This window comes from Streptomyces sp. NPDC044719 (assembly GCF_056433405.1).
The window spans coordinates 315000-332351 of record NZ_JBWKHE010000001.1 but is presented as its reverse complement, the minus strand read 5'-3'; the positions used below and the strand labels follow the sequence as shown (position 1 = coordinate 332351).

General features: G+C 66.5%; 30 protein-coding genes. 1 reads left to right on the top strand and 29 read right to left on the bottom strand.

The window, feature by feature from the left end; genetic code table 11:
- Positions 1–70: 70 nt before the first annotated feature.
- On the top strand, positions 71–943 hold the full coding sequence (locus AC07DF_RS01640) for a hypothetical protein (RefSeq protein WP_478965914.1): 873 nt from the start codon (positions 71–73) through the stop codon (positions 941–943).
- Positions 944–946: 3 nt separating this feature from the next.
- On the opposite strand, the gene truA is transcribed toward AC07DF_RS01640, so the two are convergent.
- The 29 genes from truA to rplD all read right to left on the bottom strand — a co-directional run bounded on the left by truA (position 947) and on the right by rplD (position 17346).
- Positions 947–1801 carry a tRNA pseudouridine(38-40) synthase TruA gene (truA, locus tag AC07DF_RS01635; protein WP_478965912.1) on the bottom strand — a complete coding sequence of 285 codons (855 nt, stop codon included), beginning with the start codon at positions 1799–1801 and terminating at the stop codon, positions 947–949.
- A 69-nt stretch (positions 1802–1870) separates the two neighbouring features.
- On the bottom strand, positions 1871–2371 hold the full coding sequence (gene rplQ / locus AC07DF_RS01630) for a 50S ribosomal protein L17 (RefSeq protein ID WP_478965910.1): 501 nt from the start codon (positions 2369–2371) through the stop codon (positions 1871–1873).
- A 185-nt stretch (positions 2372–2556) separates the two neighbouring features.
- Complete coding sequence (locus AC07DF_RS01625; protein WP_003966937.1) at positions 2557–3579, bottom strand: DNA-directed RNA polymerase subunit alpha; 1023 nt, start codon at positions 3577–3579, stop codon at positions 2557–2559.
- Positions 3580–3704: 125 nt separating this feature from the next.
- Positions 3705–4109 (bottom strand): 30S ribosomal protein S11, encoded by a 405-nt coding sequence (gene rpsK / locus AC07DF_RS01620; protein WP_003956432.1) that lies wholly within the window; start codon positions 4107–4109, stop codon positions 3705–3707.
- Positions 4110–4174: 65 nt separating this feature from the next.
- Positions 4175–4555: a 30S ribosomal protein S13 gene (gene rpsM, locus AC07DF_RS01615; protein ID WP_189728755.1), complete on the bottom strand. Its 381-nt coding sequence runs from the start codon at positions 4553–4555 to the stop codon at positions 4175–4177.
- A 197-nt stretch (positions 4556–4752) separates the two neighbouring features.
- The gene (gene rpmJ, locus AC07DF_RS01610) at positions 4753–4866 is read right to left on the bottom strand and encodes a 50S ribosomal protein L36 (protein WP_003948619.1); all 114 of its coding nucleotides are present in this window, start codon (positions 4864–4866) and stop codon (positions 4753–4755) included.
- 59 nt (positions 4867–4925) lie between these two features.
- Positions 4926–5147 (bottom strand): translation initiation factor IF-1, encoded by a 222-nt coding sequence (infA, locus tag AC07DF_RS01605; protein WP_003948620.1) that lies wholly within the window; start codon positions 5145–5147, stop codon positions 4926–4928.
- Between the two features lie 211 nt (positions 5148–5358).
- Positions 5359–6195 carry a type I methionyl aminopeptidase gene (map, locus tag AC07DF_RS01600; RefSeq protein ID WP_478965908.1) on the bottom strand — a complete coding sequence of 279 codons (837 nt, stop codon included), beginning with the start codon at positions 6193–6195 and terminating at the stop codon, positions 5359–5361.
- A gap of 132 nt (positions 6196–6327) precedes the next feature.
- Positions 6328–6990 (bottom strand): adenylate kinase, encoded by a 663-nt coding sequence (locus tag AC07DF_RS01595; RefSeq protein WP_478965906.1) that lies wholly within the window; start codon positions 6988–6990, stop codon positions 6328–6330.
- On the bottom strand, positions 6990–8303 hold the full coding sequence (secY, locus tag AC07DF_RS01590) for a preprotein translocase subunit SecY (protein WP_478965904.1): 1314 nt from the start codon (positions 8301–8303) through the stop codon (positions 6990–6992). The genes AC07DF_RS01595 and secY overlap by 1 nt, the downstream gene beginning before the upstream one ends.
- Before the next feature lie 245 nt (positions 8304–8548).
- Entirely contained in the window at positions 8549–9004 is a 456-nt protein-coding gene (rplO, locus tag AC07DF_RS01585) for a 50S ribosomal protein L15 (RefSeq protein WP_470135177.1), read from the bottom strand.
- A 2-nt stretch (positions 9005–9006) separates the two neighbouring features.
- Positions 9007–9189, bottom strand: a complete 183-nt coding sequence (gene rpmD / locus AC07DF_RS01580) for a 50S ribosomal protein L30 (RefSeq protein WP_003974250.1) — start codon at positions 9187–9189, stop codon at positions 9007–9009.
- Positions 9190–9191: 2 nt separating this feature from the next.
- Positions 9192–9797 (bottom strand): 30S ribosomal protein S5, encoded by a 606-nt coding sequence (rpsE, locus tag AC07DF_RS01575; protein WP_164332815.1) that lies wholly within the window; start codon positions 9795–9797, stop codon positions 9192–9194.
- 39 nt (positions 9798–9836) lie between these two features.
- Positions 9837–10220 (bottom strand): 50S ribosomal protein L18, encoded by a 384-nt coding sequence (gene rplR / locus AC07DF_RS01570; RefSeq protein ID WP_030967303.1) that lies wholly within the window; start codon positions 10218–10220, stop codon positions 9837–9839.
- A 3-nt stretch (positions 10221–10223) separates the two neighbouring features.
- Positions 10224–10763, bottom strand: coding sequence for a 50S ribosomal protein L6 (rplF, locus tag AC07DF_RS01565; protein ID WP_059424839.1), 540 nt, complete (start codon positions 10761–10763; stop codon positions 10224–10226).
- A 24-nt stretch (positions 10764–10787) separates the two neighbouring features.
- Positions 10788–11186 (bottom strand): 30S ribosomal protein S8, encoded by a 399-nt coding sequence (gene rpsH / locus AC07DF_RS01560; protein ID WP_030839654.1) that lies wholly within the window; start codon positions 11184–11186, stop codon positions 10788–10790.
- A 213-nt stretch (positions 11187–11399) separates the two neighbouring features.
- Positions 11400–11585: a type Z 30S ribosomal protein S14 gene (locus AC07DF_RS01555; RefSeq protein WP_003948630.1), complete on the bottom strand. Its 186-nt coding sequence runs from the start codon at positions 11583–11585 to the stop codon at positions 11400–11402.
- 5 nt (positions 11586–11590) lie between these two features.
- Positions 11591–12148, bottom strand: coding sequence for a 50S ribosomal protein L5 (gene rplE / locus AC07DF_RS01550; protein ID WP_003992366.1), 558 nt, complete (start codon positions 12146–12148; stop codon positions 11591–11593).
- Entirely contained in the window at positions 12148–12471 is a 324-nt protein-coding gene (gene rplX / locus AC07DF_RS01545) for a 50S ribosomal protein L24 (RefSeq protein WP_053674523.1), read from the bottom strand. The genes rplE and rplX overlap by 1 nt, the downstream gene beginning before the upstream one ends.
- Positions 12472–12473: 2 nt before the next feature.
- Entirely contained in the window at positions 12474–12842 is a 369-nt protein-coding gene (rplN, locus tag AC07DF_RS01540) for a 50S ribosomal protein L14 (RefSeq protein WP_003992364.1), read from the bottom strand.
- A 107-nt stretch (positions 12843–12949) separates the two neighbouring features.
- Complete coding sequence (rpsQ, locus tag AC07DF_RS01535; protein ID WP_003992363.1) at positions 12950–13237, bottom strand: 30S ribosomal protein S17; 288 nt, start codon at positions 13235–13237, stop codon at positions 12950–12952.
- Positions 13237–13461, bottom strand: coding sequence for a 50S ribosomal protein L29 (gene rpmC / locus AC07DF_RS01530; protein WP_010036720.1), 225 nt, complete (start codon positions 13459–13461; stop codon positions 13237–13239). Before rpmC ends, rpsQ begins: the two co-directional genes overlap by 1 nt.
- The gene (gene rplP / locus AC07DF_RS01525; RefSeq protein ID WP_003992362.1) at positions 13461–13880 is read right to left on the bottom strand and encodes a 50S ribosomal protein L16; all 420 of its coding nucleotides are present in this window, start codon (positions 13878–13880) and stop codon (positions 13461–13463) included. Before rplP ends, rpmC begins: the two co-directional genes overlap by 1 nt.
- Positions 13881–13885: 5 nt before the next feature.
- Positions 13886–14710 (bottom strand): 30S ribosomal protein S3, encoded by an 825-nt coding sequence (gene rpsC / locus AC07DF_RS01520; RefSeq protein WP_003992361.1) that lies wholly within the window; start codon positions 14708–14710, stop codon positions 13886–13888.
- The gene (rplV, locus tag AC07DF_RS01515; RefSeq protein ID WP_345660740.1) at positions 14710–15057 is read right to left on the bottom strand and encodes a 50S ribosomal protein L22; all 348 of its coding nucleotides are present in this window, start codon (positions 15055–15057) and stop codon (positions 14710–14712) included. The genes rpsC and rplV overlap by 1 nt, the downstream gene beginning before the upstream one ends.
- Positions 15058–15099: 42 nt before the next feature.
- Positions 15100–15381 carry a 30S ribosomal protein S19 gene (rpsS, locus tag AC07DF_RS01510; protein ID WP_003992359.1) on the bottom strand — a complete coding sequence of 94 codons (282 nt, stop codon included), beginning with the start codon at positions 15379–15381 and terminating at the stop codon, positions 15100–15102.
- Positions 15382–15393: 12 nt separating this feature from the next.
- Positions 15394–16230: a 50S ribosomal protein L2 gene (gene rplB / locus AC07DF_RS01505; RefSeq protein WP_031141294.1), complete on the bottom strand. Its 837-nt coding sequence runs from the start codon at positions 16228–16230 to the stop codon at positions 15394–15396.
- Between the two features lie 40 nt (positions 16231–16270).
- Positions 16271–16690, bottom strand: coding sequence for a 50S ribosomal protein L23 (rplW, locus tag AC07DF_RS01500; protein WP_031105224.1), 420 nt, complete (start codon positions 16688–16690; stop codon positions 16271–16273).
- A complete protein-coding gene (rplD, locus tag AC07DF_RS01495; protein WP_391103568.1) occupies positions 16690–17346 on the bottom strand; it encodes a 50S ribosomal protein L4 in 657 nt (218 codons plus the stop codon). Before rplD ends, rplW begins: the two co-directional genes overlap by 1 nt.
- Positions 17347–17352 lie beyond the last annotated feature (6 nt).

Sequence of the window (17352 nt, the reverse complement as noted above, 5' to 3'; positions counted from 1 at the left end):
GGAACGCTAAGCGCTACGAGCCCGATCCGGACGGACCAGCACACCCCATGTCCCGTCTAAGATGCGCCACATGAGCTATGGGCAGGGGGGACCCCAGTCCCAGTGGGATCCCTGGAAACCGCAGTCGCAGCAGCCCTGGAACAGCGGGGGCGGAGGCCAGTCTCCGGACTGGGCCGCGCTCGCCGAGGCGTCGGAGTCACGTAACAAACGACGGCGGCTGCTGCTGGTCGGCGGCGGCGCGGTCGCCACCGTCGCGATCGGTGCCGCCGTGGCCGTGGCCGTGGTCTCGGCCAACGGCGACAACCAGGCGAGCAACCCGGCCTCCCTGCCCTCGGCGGACATCCCGAGCGGGTCGCCCTCCGGCCCGTCGTTCGCCCCGACCAGCGCCCCGCCCCCGCTGGACCCGAAGGACTTCGTCGCCAGCGCGAAGAAGGACAAGGCGCCGCTCGGCCCGGACACCCTCTTCCCCGGCACCCAGCTGACCATGGGCGAGACGGTCTACAAGAAGGGTCCCACGGCCGACACCAGGAGCTGCGGCACGGCGGCGGGCGGCTCGCTGCCCAAGGTCCTCAAGGCGAACGACTGCACCCGCCTGATACGAGTCACCTACTCCAAGGACGGGATCGCGGTGACGGTCGGCGTGGCGGTCTTCGACACCGAGGCGCAGGCCGTCAAGGCCAAGGCCCAGACCGACAAGAAGAGCTTCGTGAAGTCGCTCTCCGGCGGCGGCGTGAAGCCCTTCTGCGAGGCCGGGTTCTGCCGCACGACCAGCAACTCCTACGGCCGCTACGCCTACTTCACCAACGCCGGCTTCACCAACGGCAAGGACGTGACGGAGAAGGACACCGAGGTGTTCGCCACGGGCGACAACCTCCAGCAGTTCACGTTCAACCAGATCCGCCGCCGCGGCGAGGCCCAGGCATCGGCCGCGGCCAACGAATAGCCCTCAGCAGCACCCGGCCGGCGGCAGCGACCGCTTGTTCCGCGCCTCCTTGTTGCGCGCCGCCAGCAGCTCGTCGGCCGGGTAGCCGACCTCCTCCAGCGTCAGCCCGTGCGGCCGTACGACGTGTACGGCCGAGTCGCGGACGCCGGCCGCCAGCACCTTCCCCGGCCAGTCCGGCGGCCGGTGCCCGTCGCCCACGAACAGCAGCGCCCCGATGAGCGAGCGCACCATGTTGTGGCAGAAGGCGTCGGCCCGCACGGTCGCGGTGATGATTCCCTCGTCGCCCCTCACGAGACTCAGCTCCTGGAGCGTGCGGATCGTCGTCGCGCCCTCCCGCTTCTTGCAGTAGGCGGCGAAGTCGTGCTCCCCGAGCAGCCGGCGCGCGGCCTCGTTCATGGCGTCGACGTCCAGGGGCCAGTCGTGCCACAGCACATGGTTGCGCAGCAGCGGGTCGACGCCTCCGGGATTGTCGGTGACCCGGTACGCGTATCGCCGCCAGACGGCCGAGAATCGCGCGTTGAAGCCACTGGGCGCCTCCCTGAGGGCCCAGACCCGCACGTCCCGGGGCAGCCGCCCGGCGAGCCGCTTCAGCAGCTTCTGATGGTGCTCGGCCCAGACCTCACGCGGCAGATCGACATGCGCGACCTGCCCCCGGGCGTGCACCCCGGCATCGGTACGCCCCGCCACGGTCAGCTCGTACGTCTCCCGCGACCGCGTCACGGTCCGCAGCGCGTCCTCGATCTCCCCCTGCACGGTCCGCCGCCCCCCGGCCTGCTTGGCCCACCCGGAGAACTCACTCCCGTCGTACGACAGATCAAGCCGAACACGAACAAACCCGGCAGCTGCTTCATCACTCACGCACAGATCCTCTCAGAGCACAAAAAAGCGGGCCCGCTCCTGTAAAGGAACGGGCCCGCGGCAGAACGCTTACGCGTCCTTCGACTCCTCGGCGGAAGCCTCGGCGGCCTCGTCGGACTTGGCCTCGACGGCCTCGTCCTTCTTGAGGGCGTCTTCCTTGACCGCACGCTTGGTCGCGGCCTCGGCCTCGCCGGTCGCCTCCTGCGCCACCGTCAGCGCCTCGACCAGCTCGATGACAGCCATGGGCGCGTTGTCGCCACGGCGGTTACCGATCTTGGTGATACGGGTGTAGCCACCCGGACGGTTCTCGTAGCGCGGGCCGATCTCGGTGAAGAGCGTGTGGACGATGCTCTTGTCCGTGATGACCTGGAGCACCTGACGGCGGTTGTGAAGGTCGCCCTTCTTCGCCTTGGTGACCAGACGCTCGGCGTACGGCCGCAGCTTGCGGGCCTTCGCCTCGGTGGTGGTGATGCGACCGTGCTCGAACAGCGCCTTCGCGAGGTTCGCGAGGAGCAGCTTCTCGTGCGCGGCGCTGCCGCCCATACGGGCACCCTTGGTGGGCTTCGGCATGGTGTTTCTCCTAGGTGTCTGCCCCGGCCGTATCAGGTACCGGGGTCAGTATCTGAGCAGACGGTTGCCTGTCAGAGATCCGGACGACAGGCCCCGAAGGGGCTGTCGTCCGGAAGGGGCGCGGGGAACTGCGCGATCAAGCACAGCGCACCCGCACCCGGGTACGGACCGTATCGCCCGAGTTCTCAGTACTGCTCGGTCTCCACGAAGCCCGCGTCCGCGTCGTCGTCCGCGCCAAACGCGTCCGCCGCAGCGGTCGGGTCGAATCCGGGCGGGGAGTCCTTGAGCGCCAGGCCCATACCCGCCAGCTTCGCCTTGACCTCGTCGATCGACTTCGCACCGAAGTTGCGAATGTCGAGCAGGTCCGCCTCGGACCGCGCGACGAGCTCACCCACGGAGTGGATGCCCTCACGCTTGAGGCAGTTGTACGACCGAACGGTGAGCTCGAGCTCCTCGATCGGCAGCGCCAGATCGGCGGCGAGGGCGGCGTCCGTGGGGGACGGGCCCATGTCGATGCCCTCGGCGTCGATGTTGAGCTCACGGGCCAGACCGAACAGCTCGACCAGGGTCTTACCGGCCGACGCCATGGCGTCACGCGGACGCATGGCCTGCTTGGTCTCGACGTCGACGATCAGCTTGTCGAAGTCGGTCCGCTGCTCGACACGCGTGGCCTCGACCTTGTACGTGACCTTGAGCACCGGCGAGTAGATCGAGTCGACCGGGATCCGGCCGATCTCCTGGCCGACCTGCTTGTTCTGCACGGCGGAGACGTAACCGCGGCCGCGCTCGACCGTCAGCTCCATCTCCAGCTTGCCCTTGCCGTTGAGCGTGGCGAGGACCAGGTCGGGGTTGTGCACCTCGACACCAGCCGGGGGCGCGATGTCGGCGGCGGTGACCAGACCCGGGCCCTGCTTGCGCAGGTACATCACGACCGGCTCGTCGTGCTCCGAGGAGACGACCAGCTGCTTGATGTTGAGGATCAGGTCGGTGACGTCCTCCTTGACGCCCGGCACGGTGGTGAACTCGTGCAGGACACCGTCGATGCGGATGGACGTGACCGCCGCACCCGGGATCGAGGAGAGGAGGGTCCGGCGGAGGGAGTTGCCGAGGGTGTAACCGAAGCCCGGCTCCAGCGGCTCGATCACGAACCGGGAGCGGAATTCGTCGACGACCTCTTCGGTCAACGAGGGACGCTGAGCGATCAGCATATTGCGATCCTTCTGTCAGGGGCGCCCGCTATTTGACGCCCTGATGTGAAACAAGGGTACGGGCGATATGGCTCCGAAGAGCCATACCGCCCGAAAACCTCAGACCAAGCGGCCTGCGTCCAAGATCAGACGCGACGGCGCTTGGGCGGACGGCAGCCGTTGTGCGGGGTCGGCGTGACGTCCTGGATGGAGCCGACCTCGAGGCCGGTCGCCTGCAGGGAGCGGATCGCGGTCTCACGACCGGAGCCCGGGCCCTTGACGAAGACGTCGACCTTGCGCATGCCGTGCTCCTGGGCGCGGCGGGCAGCCGACTCGGCGGCCATCTGCGCGGCGAACGGCGTGGACTTGCGCGAGCCCTTGAAGCCGACGTGGCCGGCGGAGGCCCAGGAGATCACGTTGCCGGACGGGTCCGTGATCGAGACGATCGTGTTGTTGAACGTGCTCTTGATGTGCGCGTGGCCGTGAGCGACGTTCTTCTTTTCCTTGCGGCGCACCTTCTTGGCAGCGCCCTGACGTCCCTTGGGGGGCATCTCTTAACTCCTACGGGAGGTGGTCGGTCCTACAGCGAAGACCGTGGACAGGCGTCCGCTGCGGACTACTTCTTGCCCGGCTTCTTCTTGCCGGCGATGGCGCGACGCGGGCCCTTGCGGGTGCGGGCGTTGGTGCTGGTGCGCTGACCGCGGACGGGCAGGCCGCGGCGGTGACGCAGACCCTGGTAGCAGCCGATCTCGACCTTGCGGCGGATGTCGGCCTGGATCTCACGACGGAGGTCACCCTCGGTCCTGATGTTGTTGTCCACGAACTCGCGGATCGCGACGAGCTGCTCCTCGGAGAGATCGCGAACGCGGGTGTTCGGGTCGACGCCGGTGGCGGCCAGCGTCTGCTGCGCGAGGGTCCGGCCGATGCCGAACACGTAGGTGAGGGCGACCTCCACGCGCTTTTCGCGCGGGATGTCAACACCGGAAACGCGTGCCATTCAATGGCTCCAGTTACTTGTCGGAGGTCTTCCACAGAACCGACTCCCAGCCGCCGTATGAGGTACGAACTGGGTCCCCGGCCTCCGAACCAGGGGTGTCAGGCGAACTTCGTCCGCCCGGGTCCTGCGTATGAACATATTCAGCTCGCGTCGCGCGAATCCCTGCGATGGATGCAGAGGGTGCGATCCGCTGTCGATCAGCCCTGGCGCTGCTTGTGGCGCGGGTTGTCGCAGATGATCATGACCCGGCCGTGACGGCGGATCACCCTGCACTTGTCGCAGATCTTCTTGACGCTCGGCTTGACCTTCATTAGGTGAGGTTCTCCGGGTCAGTGCCACCACCTCGCCGGGGCGAGATGCGGGGCAAGATCTACTTGTAGCGGTAGACGATCCGGCCACGCGTCAGGTCGTACGGAGACAGCTCCACCACGACCCGGTCGTCAGGGAGGATGCGGATGTAGTGCATGCGCATCTTGCCGCTGATGTGTGCCAGGACCTGGTGGCCGTTCTGGAGCTCGACCTTGAACATGGCGTTCGGAAGAGACTCGACGACAGTGCCCTCGATCTCGATGGCACCTTGCTTCTTGGCCACGCTTCGCCCTTCGAATCGACTACCTTGATCGACTCCGGGCGAGCGCATGCAGACATGCGGGTGCACCAGAGCCGACGAGTCAGTCTACGTCAGGCCCCTCAGAAACACGAATCGAGAGAGTCTGCCCCAGCGGGCAGCCCTTTAAGCGCCCCCACAGGGGCGCGGGGAACTACGCGAAGAACCCCCACCGGCCCGCAGCCGCGGTCGGCGCTCAGCCCAGCGGGTCCGGAGCGGCAACGATCCCCAGCTCGGCGAGCTTCGCCTTCCCCCCGTCGAAAGACGTCAGCACCAGCGGCCCTTCCTCGGTCAGCGCGACCGAGTGCTCCCAGTGCGACGACCACGTACCGTCCGTCGTGATGACGGTCCAGTCGTCCTTGAGGACCTCCGTCTTCGGAGTGCCCAGGGACACCATCGGCTCGATGGCGAGGCAGAAGCCCGGCACCAGCTTCGGCCCCTTGCCGCGCCGCCGGTCGACGTAGTTCAGCAGGTGCGGGTCCATGTGCATCTCCGTGCCGATGCCGTGCCCGCCGTAGTCCTCGATGATCCCGTACTTGCCACCGCCGGGCTTGGGCTGGCGGCGGATGTACGTCTCGATGGCCCGGGAGACGTCGACCAGCCGGTTGCCCTGCTTCATGGCCGCGATGCCGGCCCACATCGACTCCTCGGTCACCCGGGAGAGCTCGACCAGCTCCGGGGAGTGGCCGGAGCCGACGAAGGCCGTGTAGGCGGCGTCGCCGTGCCAGCCGTCGATGATCGCGCCGCAGTCGATGGAGATGACGTCCCCGTCCTTGAGGACGACGTCCTCGGACGGGATGCCGTGGACGACGACCTCGTTCACGGACGTGCAGATCGTCGCCGGGAAGCCGCCGTAGCCGAGGAAGTTCGGCTTGGCGTTGTGCTCGGCGAGCACCTTGCGGGCGACCTGGTCCAGATCCTTCGTGGTGGCCCCCGGCACCGCGGCTTCCCGGGTCGCCGCGTGGATGGCGGCGACGACCAGGCCCGCCTCACGCATCTTGGCGATCTGCTCGGAGGTCTTGATCTGCACCATGGGAGCTACGGCCTTTCTGGACCGGAGAGAGAATGAACGCCTTCAACGATACGGGGACGCGCGAGGGACCCCGCCCCACACAGCAGCCGCGGCTCCCCGAGGGGAACCGCGGCCGTAGCTGCGTACGAACGACTACTTGTCGCCCTCGCCACGCTTCAGCGCCTCCATGGCGCGTGTCGTGACGTCCTCCACCTTGCCGAGCGCGGAGATCGTGACCACCAGGCCCTGGGCCTTGTAGTAGTCGATGATCGGCTCGGTCTGCGTGTGGTAGACCTCCAGCCGCGTGCGGACGGTCTCCTCGGAGTCGTCGTCCCGCTGGTACAGCTCGCCGCCGCAGACGTCGCAGACGCCCTCCTTGGCCGGCTGCTTGTACGTCACGTGGAAGACGTGCGAGGAGTCGTTGCGGCAGATGCGGCGGCCGGCGATCCGCTTGACGACCTCGTCCTCGGGGACCTCCAGGTCCAGCACCGCGTCGAGCTGCATGGTCTCGGTCTCGAGCAGCTCGTCGAGCGCCTCGGCCTGCGAGACATTGCGGGGGAAGCCGTCCAGCAGGAAACCGTTCTCGGCGTCCGGCTGCTCCATGCGGTCCTTCGCCATGGCGATGGTGACCTCGTCGGGCACGAGATTGCCCGCGTCCATGTAGGACTTCGCCAGTTTGCCGAGTTCCGTCTGCTGGCTGATGTTGGCCCGGAACAGGTCGCCCGTGGAGATGTGCGGGATCGACAGGTTTCTGGCCAGGAACGCGGCCTGCGTTCCCTTACCGGCGCCCGGCGGCCCGACGAGGACGATACGCATCAGCGGAGGAACCCTTCGTAATTGCGCTGCTGGAGCTGGCTCTCGATCTGCTTCACGGTCTCGAGGCCGACACCCACGATGATCAGGATGCTGGTCCCGCCGAACGGGAAGTTCTGGTTTGCCCCGAAACCAACCAACGCCATCGTCGGTACGAGAGCGATCAGACCCAGGTACAGCGAACCCGGCCAGGTGATCCGGTTGAGTACGTAGCTCAGGTACTCAGCGGTCGGTCGGCCAGCCCGGATGCCCGGGATGAAGCCACCATACTTCTTCATGTTGTCGGCGACTTCCTCGGGGTTGAAGGAGATCGCCACATAGAAGAACGCGAAGAAAACGATCAGCAGGAAGTACGAAATGATGTAGTACGGGTGGTCGCCCTTGACGAAGTGTTGCTCGATCCAGGTTTTCCAGCCCGAGTTTCCACCGGCGAACTGGGCGATCAGCGCCGGGATGTAGAGCAGCGACGAGGCGAAGATGACGGGAATCACACCCGCCTGGTTCACCTTCAGCGGGATGTACGTGGACGTACCGCCGTAGGAGCGGCGGCCGATCATGCGCTTGGCGTACTGCACCGGGATACGGCGCTGGGCCTGCTCGACGAAGACCACCAGGCCGACCATGACCAGGCCGACGGCGATGACGGTGCCGAACTCGATCCAGCCGCCGGCCAGGGAGCCCTGCTTCTTGATGGCCCACAGGGCGGACGGGAAGGTGGCGGCGATCGAGATGAACATCAGGATCGACATGCCGTTGCCGATACCGCGGTCGGTGATGAGCTCACCGAGCCACATCACGGCCGCCGTGCCGGCGGTCATCGTGATGACCATGGTGATGGTGACGAAGATCGACTGGTCCGGGACGATCTGGCTGGCCACGGGGCAGCCCTGGAACAGAGCGCCGCTGCGGGCGGTGGCGACGAGGCCGGTGCCCTGGAGGATGGCGAGGGCGATCGTCAGGTAACGGGTGTACTGCGTGATCTTCGCCGTACCTGCCTGGCCCTCCTTCTTCAGGGCTTCCAGGCGGGGGATCACCACGGTCAGCAGCTGGAGGATGATGCTCGCCGTGATGTACGGCATGATGCCCAGCGCGAAGATGGTGATCTGCAGCAGCGCACCGCCACTGAACATGTTGACCAGACCGAAGAGACCCTGGTTGGCCTGGGCGTTATCGATACACGTCTGGACGTTCCGGTAATCGACACCTGGGATCGGGATATGTGTACCGACCCGGTAGACCACGATGATGGCGAGCGTGAAGAGCAGCTTCTTGCGCAGGTCGGGCGTCTTGAACGCCCGGGCGAACGCGGTGAGCACGGTGCCTCCTGCGACCCCCGCGCAACTGCGTCAAGGGTGACGGTCTGAGAGTCCAATGGGAACAACGACATAGGTAACGGTCAACTGCCGCTCAGAGTGCCCGAAGTGCAGCACCCTGTGAAAAGAGGGCAGTGCAGGCCACCTTACCGGCGTGACTGCCGCCCTAGGAACGACCAACCGGGGATACCCCATATGTGGGGTATCCCCGGTCGGGATCGCTCAGGTCATCAAGACGCCCGTGGTGTTCAGACGAGCTCGGTGACGCTACCGCCGGCGGCGGTGATCTTCTCCTTGGCGGAGCCGGAGACGGCGTCGACCGTCACCTGCAGCGCCACGGAGAGCTCGCCCTGGCCGAGGACCTTGACGAGGCTGTTCTTGCGGACGGCACCCTTGGCGACCAGGTCGGCAACGGTGACCTCCCCACCCTCGGGGTAGAGGGCGGCGAGCTTGTCCAGGTTCACGACCTGGAACTCCGTCTTGAACGGGTTCTTGAAGCCCTTCAGCTTCGGGAGACGCATGTGGAGGGGCATCTGGCCACCCTCGAAGCGCTCCGGAACCTGGTAGCGGGCCTTCGTGCCCTTGGTACCACGACCGGCCGTCTTACCCTTCGACGCCTCACCACGACCGACACGGGTCTTGGCGGTCTTGGCGCCCGGGGCGGGACGGAGGTTGTGGATCTTGAGCGGGTTGTTCTCCGCCATGATCAGTCGACCTCCTCGACCGTCACGAGGTGGCGGACGGTGTGCACCATGCCGCGGAACTCGGGGCGGTCCTCCTTGACGACCTGCGTGTTGATGCCCTTGAGACCAAGGGAGCGCAGGGTGTCACGGTGGTTCTGCTTGCTGCCGATGTAGGACTTGACCTGCGTAATCTTGAGCTGCGCCATGATTACGCACCCGCCCCGGCACGCGCACGGAGAAGAGCCGCGGGGGCGACGTCCTCGAGGGGCAGACCACGGCGGGCCGCGATCTCCTCGGGACGCTGCAGACCCCGGAGGGCCTCCACGGTCGCGTGCACGATGTTGATCGCGTTGTCGGAGCCGAGCGACTTCGACAGCACGTCGTGGATACCGGCGCACTCGAGCACGGCACGCACCGGACCACCGGCGATAACACCGGTACCGGGCGACGCGGGCTTGAGCAGCACGACGCCGGCAGCCTTCTCACCCTGGATGGGGTGCGGGATGGTGCCCTGGATGCGGGGGACCTTGAAGAAGTGCTTCTTGGCCTCCTCAACGCCCTTGGCGATGGCGGCCGGCACCTCCTTGGCCTTGCCGTATCCGACACCCACGGTGCCGTCACCGTCGCCCACCACGACCAGCGCGGTGAAGCTGAAGCGACGACCACCCTTCACAACCTTGGCGACGCGGTTGATCGCGACAACGCGCTCAACGTACGCGGTCTTCTCGGCGGCAGCAGCGCCGCCGTCACGGCCCTTCCGGTCCCGCCGCTCGCCGCCACCGGCACCGCCACCGCGGCGCTGGGGTCCAGCCATTGGAATTACCTCTCTCTGTTTCCGCTAGCTACGGCAGGCTCAGAACTTGAGCCCGGCTTCGCGGGCGGCGTCCGCCAGGGCGGCGATGCGCCCCGCGTACTGGTTACCACCACGGTCGAACACGACGGCCTCGACACCGGCGGCCTTGGCGCGCTCGGCGACCAGGGCGCCGACCTGCTTGGCCTGCGCGGACTTGTCGCCCTCGCCACCGCGGATCGAGGTGTCCAGGGTGGACGCCGACGCAAGGGTGTGACCCTTGAGGTCGTCGATCACCTGGGCCACGATGTGGCGGTTCGAGCGGGTAACGACCAGACGCGGACGCTCCGCCGTTCCGTTGATGTGCTTACGGATCCGGATGTGGCGGCGCTTGATCGCGGCGCGCTTGTAGGCGTCGCCCTTAAGGATCTTCTGTCCGTATGCCATGGCTTACTTACCCGCCTTTCCGACCTTGCGGCGGATGACTTCGCCCTCGTACTTGACGCCCTTGGCCTTGTACGGGTCGGGCCTGCGCAGCTTGCGGATGTTGGCCGCAACCTCGCCGACCTTCTGCTTGTCGATGCCCTCGACCGAGAAACGGGTCGGGGACTCCACCTTGAAGGTGATGCCCTCGGGGGCCTCGACCAGGATCGGGTGGCTGTAGCCCAGGGAGAACTCCAGGTTGGAGCCCTTGGCCTGGACGCGGTAACCGACACCGCTGATTTCGAGCTTCTTGACGTATCCCTGGGTCACACCGGTGATCATGTTCGCCACCAGCGTGCGGGACAGGCCGTGCAGGGCCTTGCTCTGCCGCTCGTCGTTGGGCCGGAGCACCTGAAGGGTGCCGTCCTCGGCCTTGGCGATGTCGATCGGCGCGATGACGGTGTGGGTCAGTTCGCCCTTGGGGCCCTTGACCGCGACCGTACGGCCGTCGATGGTGACGTCCACGCCGGCGGGAACCGGGATGGGGAGCTTGCCGATACGCGACATTGCTGTCTCTCCTCCGTTCCCGAACTACCAGACGTAGGCGAGGACTTCCCCACCCACGCCCTTCTTCTGCGCCTGCTTGTCGGTCAGGAGACCGTGGGACGTGGAGATGATGGCCACGCCCAGGCCGCCGAGAACCTTCGGCAGGTTGGTGGACTTCGCGTACACCCGGAGACCGGGCTTGGAGATCCGCTTGATGCCCGCGATGGAGCGCTCACGGTTGGGGCCGAACTTCAGCTCCAGGACGAGGTTCTTGCCGACCTCGGCGTCCTCGACCTTCCAGCCCGTGATGAAGCCCTCCTGCTGGAGGATCTCCGCGATGTGCGACTTGATCTTCGACGCCGGCATCGTCACGGAGTCGTGGTATGCCGAGTTCGCGTTCCGCAGACGCGTCAGCATGTCTGCGATCGGATCAGTCATGGTCATGAATTGGCCTTCGGCCTCTCTCGCCGGGGTTTCCTGGTGCGCCATCCTTCTCCCCGATCCGAGACGGGGCGGGTGCGGCGCGGTGGACCTACGGCGTAGTAAGTCGTACGGGCGGCAGTCAGGCGCCCAACCCTCCAAGCCTAAGCCATGGAGAGGAGGGCACCTGACACGCCCATTGCTTACCGAGAGCCCTGGGAATCCCTAAAAGGGGGATTACCAGGAGCTCTTGGTCACGCCCGGCAGCTCGCCACGGTGAGCCATCTCACGAAGGCACACGCGGCACAGGCCGAACTTGCGGTACACGGAGTGCGGGCGGCCACAGCGCTGGCAGCGGGTGTAGCCACGCACACCGAACTTGGGCTTGCGAGCAGCCTTCGCGATCAGAGCCTTCTTCGCCATCTCGCTCACGCCTCCTTGAAGGGGAAGCCGAGGTGACGAAGGAGCGCGCGGCCCTCAGCGTCGTTGGTCGCCGTGGTCACCACGGTGATGTCCATACCCCGGGTGCGGTCGATCTTGTCCTGGTCGATCTCGTGGAACATGACCTGCTCCGTGAGACCGAAGGTGTAGTTGCCACGGCCGTCGAACTGCTTGGGGGACAGGCCGCGGAAGTCGCGGATGCGCGGCAGCGCGAGCGACAGGGTGCGGTCCAGGAACTCCCACATGCGGTCGCCACGGAGCGTGACGTGGGCACCGATCGGCTGGCCCTCACGCAGCTTGAACTGCGCGATGGACTTGCGGGCCTTGGTGACGGCCGGCTTCTGACCGGTGATCGTGGTGAGGTCCTTGATGGCACCCTCGATCAGCTTGGAGTCGCGGGCGGCGTCGCCCACACCCATGTTGACCACGATCTTGACGAGACCGGGGATCTGCATGACGTTCTCGTACTTGAACTCGTCACGCAGCTTGCCCGTGATCTCCTCACGGTACTTCTGCTTCAGACGCGGGCTGGTGGTGGTCGTCATCAGATGTCCTCACCCGTCCGCTTGGCAACGCGGATCTTGTTGCCTTCGTCGTCGAAGCGGTAACCGACGCGGGTCACGACCTTGTTGCCGTCCTTCTCCACGACCAGCTGGACGTTGGAGACGTGGATCGGCGCCTCGGTGGTGACGATGCCGCCGGCCTGCGAACCGCGAGCCGTCGGACCTGCCTTGGTGTGCTTCTTGACCCGGTTGACACCCTCGACCAGGACACGCTCGTCGCGCGGGTAAGCGGCAATGACCTTGCCCTGCTTGCCCTTGTCCTTACCGGTGATGACCTGGACCAGGTCGCCCTTCTTGATCTTCATGCTCACAGCACCTCCGGCGCGAGGGAGATGATCTTCATGAACTTCTTCTCGCGCAGCTCACGGCCGACCGGGCCGAAGATACGGGTGCCACGAGGGTCGCCGTCGTTCTTCAGAATGACAGCGGCGTTCTCGTCGAAGCGGATGTACGAGCCGTCCGGACGGCGGCGCTCCTTGACGGTGCGAACGATGACCGCCTTGATGACGTCACCCTTCTTCACGTTGCCGCCGGGGATCGCGTCCTTGACGGTGGCGACGATGACGTCACCGATACCCGCGTAGCGGCGACCGGAGCCACCGAGCACACGGATGCAGAGGATTTCCTTCGCACCCGTGTTGTCGGCGACACGCAGTCGCGACTCCTGCTGGATCACGTCTATCTCCTGGTTGTCTGCCGGTTCCCGGCAGGGGCTTCCCTCGTGCGAGGTCGGCCCCTGCCGAGCCTGGCGGAACGATTCCTAGGGCATCCCCCTAGGAGGGATTACTTGGCCTTCTCGAGGATCTCGACGACGCGCCAGCGCTTCGTCGCGGACAGCGGCCGGGTCTCCATGAGGAGGACACGGTCGCCGACACCCGCGGCGTTCTGCTCGTCGTGCGCCTTGAGCTTGTTGGTACGGCGGATGACCTTGCCGTACAGCGCGTGCTTGACGCGGTCCTCGACGGCGACGACGACGGTCTTGTCCATCTTGTCGCTGACGACGAGACCCTCGCGGGTCTTGCGGAAGCCGCGGGCCTCTGCAGTCTGCTCAGTCACGTTGCTCTCACTCATCAGGCGCTCTCCACCGTCTCGATGCCCAGCTCGCGCTCACGCATCAGGGTGTAGATCCGCGCGATGTCCTTACGGACGGCCTTCAGCCGGCCGTGGTTCTCGAGCTGGCCCGTCGCCGCCTGGAAGCGGAGGTTGAACAGCTCTTCCTTGGCCTCGCGGAGCTTGTTGAGCAGCTCCTCGTTGCCCAGCTCGCGCAGCTCGGACGCCTTGGTACCGGCCGACATCACGCTTCACCTGCCTCGCGCTTGACGATCTTGCACTTCATCGGCAGCTTGTGAGCCGCACGGGTCAGGGCCTCGCGCGCGATCTTCTCGTTGGGGTACGACAGCTCGAACATCACGCGTCCGGGCTTGACGTTGGCGATCCACCACTCCGGAGAACCCTTACCGGAACCCATGCGGGTCTCGGCGGGCTTCTTCGTGAGGGGGCGGTCCGGGTAGATGTTGATCCAGACCTTGCCGCCACGCTTGATGTGACGGGTCATGGCGATACGAGCTGCCTCGATCTGCCGGTTCGTCACGTACGCCGGGGTCAGGGCCTGAATGCCGTACTCGCCGAACGCAACCTGCGTGCCACCCTTGGACATGCCGTTGCGCTTGGGGTGGTGCTGCTTGCGGTGCTTGACCCTACGGGGGATCAGCATGTCGGTCAGGCCTCCGTTCCGGTGCTCTCAGCCGGAGCGGCGGACGCGGGAGCCTCGGCCTTGGGGGCCTCGGAACCAGCGGCCTGCTGCGGCTTGCGACCGCGCCGCTCGCCACCGCGGCCACCACGGGCCGGGCGGTCGGCACCGCCGCGGGCCGGGCGGTTACCCGCACGGGCAGCGGCGTTCTCGGCGCGGACCTCGGCGATGTTCTTGACGTCGCCCTTGTAGATCCAGACCTTCACACCGATGCGGCCGAAGGTCGTCTTGGCCTCGAAGAAGCCGTAGTCCACGTTCGCGCGGAGCGTGTGCAGGGGCACACGGCCCTCGCGGTAGAACTCCGAGCGGGACATCTCGGCGCCACCGAGGCGGCCACCGCACTGGATCTTGATGCCCTTGGCGCCGGCCTTCATCGTGCCCTGCATGCTCTTGCGCATGGCGCGACGGAAGGAGACGCGGGAGGAGAGCTGCTCGGCGACGGCCTGGGCAACCAGCTGAGCGTCGGTCTCGGGGCTCTTGACCTCGAGGATGTTCAGCTGGACCTGCTTGCCCGTGAGCTTCTCGAGGTCACCGCGGATGCGGTCGGCCTCGGCGCCACGGCGGCCGATGACGATGCCCGGACGCGCGGTGTGGATGTCCACACGCACACGGTCACGGGTGCGCTCGATCTCGACCTTGGAGATGCCGGCGCGCTCCATGCCGGACGTCATCATCCGACGGATGGCGACGTCTTCCTTGACGTAGTCCTTGTACAGCTTGTCGGCGTACCAACGCGACTTGAAGTCGGTCGTGACACCGAGCCGGAACCCGTGCGGGTTTACCTTCTGGCCCATTACCGGGTTCCTTCCTTGCTGCTGACGACCACGGTGATGTGGCTGGTCCGCTTGCGGATCCGGTAGGCACGGCCCTGGGCGCGCGGACGGAACCGCTTCAGGGTCGGGCCCTCGTCGACGTAGGCCTCGGAGATGTAGAGGCTGTCGACATCGGTGTGGTCGTAGTTGTGCGCGGCGTTGGCAATGGCGCTGTCCAGCACCTTGCCGACCGGCACGCTCGCGGCCTGCGGGGCGAAACGCAGGACCGCCTGAGCCTCCGTGGCGTTCAGGCCACGGATGAGGTCCACCACTCGGCGGGCCTTCATGGGCGTGACGCGGATGTACCGCGCCTGGGCCCTGGCGTCCATGGTTGTCCTTCCAGTGTCTGTCATGGTCATTCCACCCCGCTGCTAGCGGCGCTTCGACTTCCGGTCGTCCTTGACGTGACCCCGGAAGGTGCGCGTCGGCGAGAACTCGCCGAGCTTGTGGCCGACCATCGACTCGGTGACAAACACCGGAATGTGGGTCTTGCCGTTGTGCACCGCGAGCGTGTGGCCGAGCATGGCCGGCACGATCATGGAGCGACGGGACCAGGTCTTGATGACGTTCTTGGTGCCGGCTTCGTTCTGTGCGTCCACCTTCTTGATCAGGTGGTCGTCGACGAAGGGCCCCTTCTTCAAGCTACGAGGCATCTCAACCCGTCCTTAGCGCTTCTTGTTCGTCTTGCGGCGGCGGACGATGTACTTGTTCGACGCCTTCTTGGGCGAACGAGTACGGCCTTCCTTCTTGCCCCAGGGGGACACCGGGTGACGACCACCCGAGGTACGGCCTTCGCCACCACCGTGCGGGTGGTCCACCGGGTTCATGACCACACCACGCACGGTCGGGCGAACGCCCAGCCAGCGCTTACGGCCCGCCTTACCCCAGTTGATGTTGCTCTGCTCGGCGTTGCCCACCTCGCCGACCGTGGCGCGGCAGCGCTGGTCGACCAGGCGGATCTCACCGGACGGCATGCGGAGGTGGGCCATCGAGCCCTCCTTCGCGAGCAGCTGCACCGAGGCGCCGGCGGAGCGGGCGAACTTCGCACCGCCGCCCGGACGCAGCTCGATGGCGTGCAGCGTGGTACCGACCGGGATGTTGCGCAGGGCAAGGTTGTTGCCCGGCTTGATGTCGGCCCCGGGACCGTTCTCGACGCGGTCGCCCTGGCTCAGGCCACGCGGCGCGAGGATGTAGCGCTTCTCGCCGTCCGCGTAGTGCAGGAGCGCGATGCGCGCGGTGCGGTTAGGGTCGTACTCGATGTGCGCGACCTTCGCCGGCACGCCGTCCTTGTCGTGACGACGGAAGTCGATCACGCGGTAGGCGCGCTTGTGGCCACCGCCCTGGTGGCGGACGGTCACACGACCGGAGTTGTTACGGCCACCCTTGCTGTGCAGGGGGCGGACCAACGACTTCTCCGGCGTGGACCGCGTGACCTCGACGAAGTCGGCGACGCTGGAGCCACGACGGCCCGGCGTAGTCGGCTTGTACTTGCGGATTCCCATTTCTCAGTCCTCGTCCGATATCGGACGATCCGGACCGCCCTTAGGCGGTCGGACCGCCGAAGATGTCGATACGGTCGCCCTCAGCGAGGGTCACGATCGCGCGCTTGGTGGACGCGCGCTGGCCGAAGCCGGTGCGGGTCCGCTTGCGCTTGCCCTGGCGGTTGATCGTGTTGACCCCGGTGACCTTGACCGAGAAGACCGCCTGGACGGCCTGCTTGATCTGGGTCTTGTTGGCGCTCGGGTCGACGACGAACGTGTACTTGCCCTCGTCGAGGAGCGCGTAGCTCTTCTCCGAGACAACCGGCTTGAGCAGCACGTCACGGGGGTCCGTGAAGGACTTGCTCAGCGGGGTCTCGACGGTGTTCTTGCCCTCGGCGGCGTGGCGACGCGCCTTGGCGACGCGCGCGGCCTTGGCCTTCTTCGCCGCCTTGGAGGCGATAGCGGGGTGACGGATAGCCATCAGGCCTCGCTCCCTTCGGTGTCATTGGCCTTCGGGCCGGACACGAAGGACTCGAAGGCGGCCTGGGTGAAGACCACGTCGTCCGAGACGAGAACGTCGTACGTGTTCAGCTGGCCCGGCTCCAGGATGTGGACCTGGGGCAGGTTACGGGCGGACAGCCACGCGGCCTCATCGGCGCGGTCGACGACCAGGAGCAGGTTCTTGCGCTCCGAGATCTTGCCGAACAGCGTCTTGGCGGCCTTCGTCGACGGGTTCTCACCCTCGATGACGCCGGAGACGACGTGGATGCGGTTGTGGCGGGCCCGGTCGGTGAGGGCGTGACGCAGAGCGGCAGCCTTCATCTTCTTCGGGGTCCGCTGCGAGTAGTCGCGCGGCACGGGACCGTGCACGACGCCACCACCGGCGAACTGCGGCGCGCGGGTCGAACCCTGACGGGCGCGACCGGTGCCCTTCTGGCGGTACGGCTTCTTGCCGCCACCACGGACTTCACCGCGACGCTTGGTCTTGTGCGTGCCCTGGCGGGCAGCGGCGTTCTGCGCGACGACGACCTGGTGGATCAGCGGGATGCTGATCTTCTCCACGCCGAAGATCTCCGCGGGGAGCTCGACGCTACCGGTCTTCTCGCCCGCAGGCGAAAGGATGTCAACAGTGCTCATCGGTAC

Coding starts and splice junctions, on each gene's coding strand:
- AC07DF_RS01640 (WP_478965914.1), top strand. CDS start 71: ATGAGCTATGGGCAGGGGGGACCCCAGTCCCAGTGGGATCCCTGGAAA.
- rplQ (WP_478965910.1), bottom strand. CDS start 2,371: ATGCCGAAGCCCACCAAGGGTGCCCGTATGGGCGGCAGCGCCGCGCAC.
- AC07DF_RS01625 (WP_003966937.1), bottom strand. CDS start 3,579: ATGCTGATCGCTCAGCGTCCCTCGTTGACCGAAGAGGTCGTCGACGAA.
- rpsK (WP_003956432.1), bottom strand. CDS start 4,109: ATGCCCCCCAAGGGACGTCAGGGCGCTGCCAAGAAGGTGCGCCGCAAG.
- rpsM (WP_189728755.1), bottom strand. CDS start 4,555: ATGGCACGCGTTTCCGGTGTTGACATCCCGCGCGAAAAGCGCGTGGAG.
- rpmJ (WP_003948619.1), bottom strand. CDS start 4,866: ATGAAGGTCAAGCCGAGCGTCAAGAAGATCTGCGACAAGTGCAGGGTG.
- map (WP_478965908.1), bottom strand. CDS start 6,195: ATGGTGCAGATCAAGACCTCCGAGCAGATCGCCAAGATGCGTGAGGCG.
- AC07DF_RS01595 (WP_478965906.1), bottom strand. CDS start 6,990: ATGCGTATCGTCCTCGTCGGGCCGCCGGGCGCCGGTAAGGGAACGCAG.
- rplO (WP_470135177.1), bottom strand. CDS start 9,004: ATGGCGGAGAACAACCCGCTCAAGATCCACAACCTCCGTCCCGCCCCG.
- rpmD (WP_003974250.1), bottom strand. CDS start 9,189: ATGGCGCAGCTCAAGATTACGCAGGTCAAGTCCTACATCGGCAGCAAG.
- rpsE (WP_164332815.1), bottom strand. CDS start 9,797: ATGGCTGGACCCCAGCGCCGCGGTGGCGGTGCCGGTGGCGGCGAGCGG.
- rplR (WP_030967303.1), bottom strand. CDS start 10,220: ATGGCATACGGACAGAAGATCCTTAAGGGCGACGCCTACAAGCGCGCC.
- rplF (WP_059424839.1), bottom strand. CDS start 10,763: ATGTCGCGTATCGGCAAGCTCCCCATCCCGGTTCCCGCCGGCGTGGAC.
- rpsH (WP_030839654.1), bottom strand. CDS start 11,186: ATGACCATGACTGATCCGATCGCAGACATGCTGACGCGTCTGCGGAAC.
- AC07DF_RS01555 (WP_003948630.1), bottom strand. CDS start 11,585: ATGGCGAAGAAGGCTCTGATCGCGAAGGCTGCTCGCAAGCCCAAGTTC.
- rplE (WP_003992366.1), bottom strand. CDS start 12,148: ATGACGACCACCACCAGCCCGCGTCTGAAGCAGAAGTACCGTGAGGAG.
- rplX (WP_053674523.1), bottom strand. CDS start 12,471: ATGAAGATCAAGAAGGGCGACCTGGTCCAGGTCATCACCGGTAAGGAC.
- rpsQ (WP_003992363.1), bottom strand. CDS start 13,237: ATGAGTGAGAGCAACGTGACTGAGCAGACTGCAGAGGCCCGCGGCTTC.
- rpmC (WP_010036720.1), bottom strand. CDS start 13,461: ATGTCGGCCGGTACCAAGGCGTCCGAGCTGCGCGAGCTGGGCAACGAG.
- rplP (WP_003992362.1), bottom strand. CDS start 13,880: ATGCTGATCCCCCGTAGGGTCAAGCACCGCAAGCAGCACCACCCCAAG.
- rpsC (WP_003992361.1), bottom strand. CDS start 14,710: ATGGGCCAGAAGGTAAACCCGCACGGGTTCCGGCTCGGTGTCACGACC.
- rplV (WP_345660740.1), bottom strand. CDS start 15,057: ATGGACGCCAGGGCCCAGGCGCGGTACATCCGCGTCACGCCCATGAAG.
- rpsS (WP_003992359.1), bottom strand. CDS start 15,381: ATGCCTCGTAGCTTGAAGAAGGGGCCCTTCGTCGACGACCACCTGATC.
- rplB (WP_031141294.1), bottom strand. CDS start 16,230: ATGGGAATCCGCAAGTACAAGCCGACTACGCCGGGCCGTCGTGGCTCC.
- rplW (WP_031105224.1), bottom strand. CDS start 16,690: ATGGCTATCCGTCACCCCGCTATCGCCTCCAAGGCGGCGAAGAAGGCC.
- rplD (WP_391103568.1), bottom strand. CDS start 17,346: ATGAGCACTGTTGACATCCTTTCGCCTGCGGGCGAGAAGACCGGTAGC.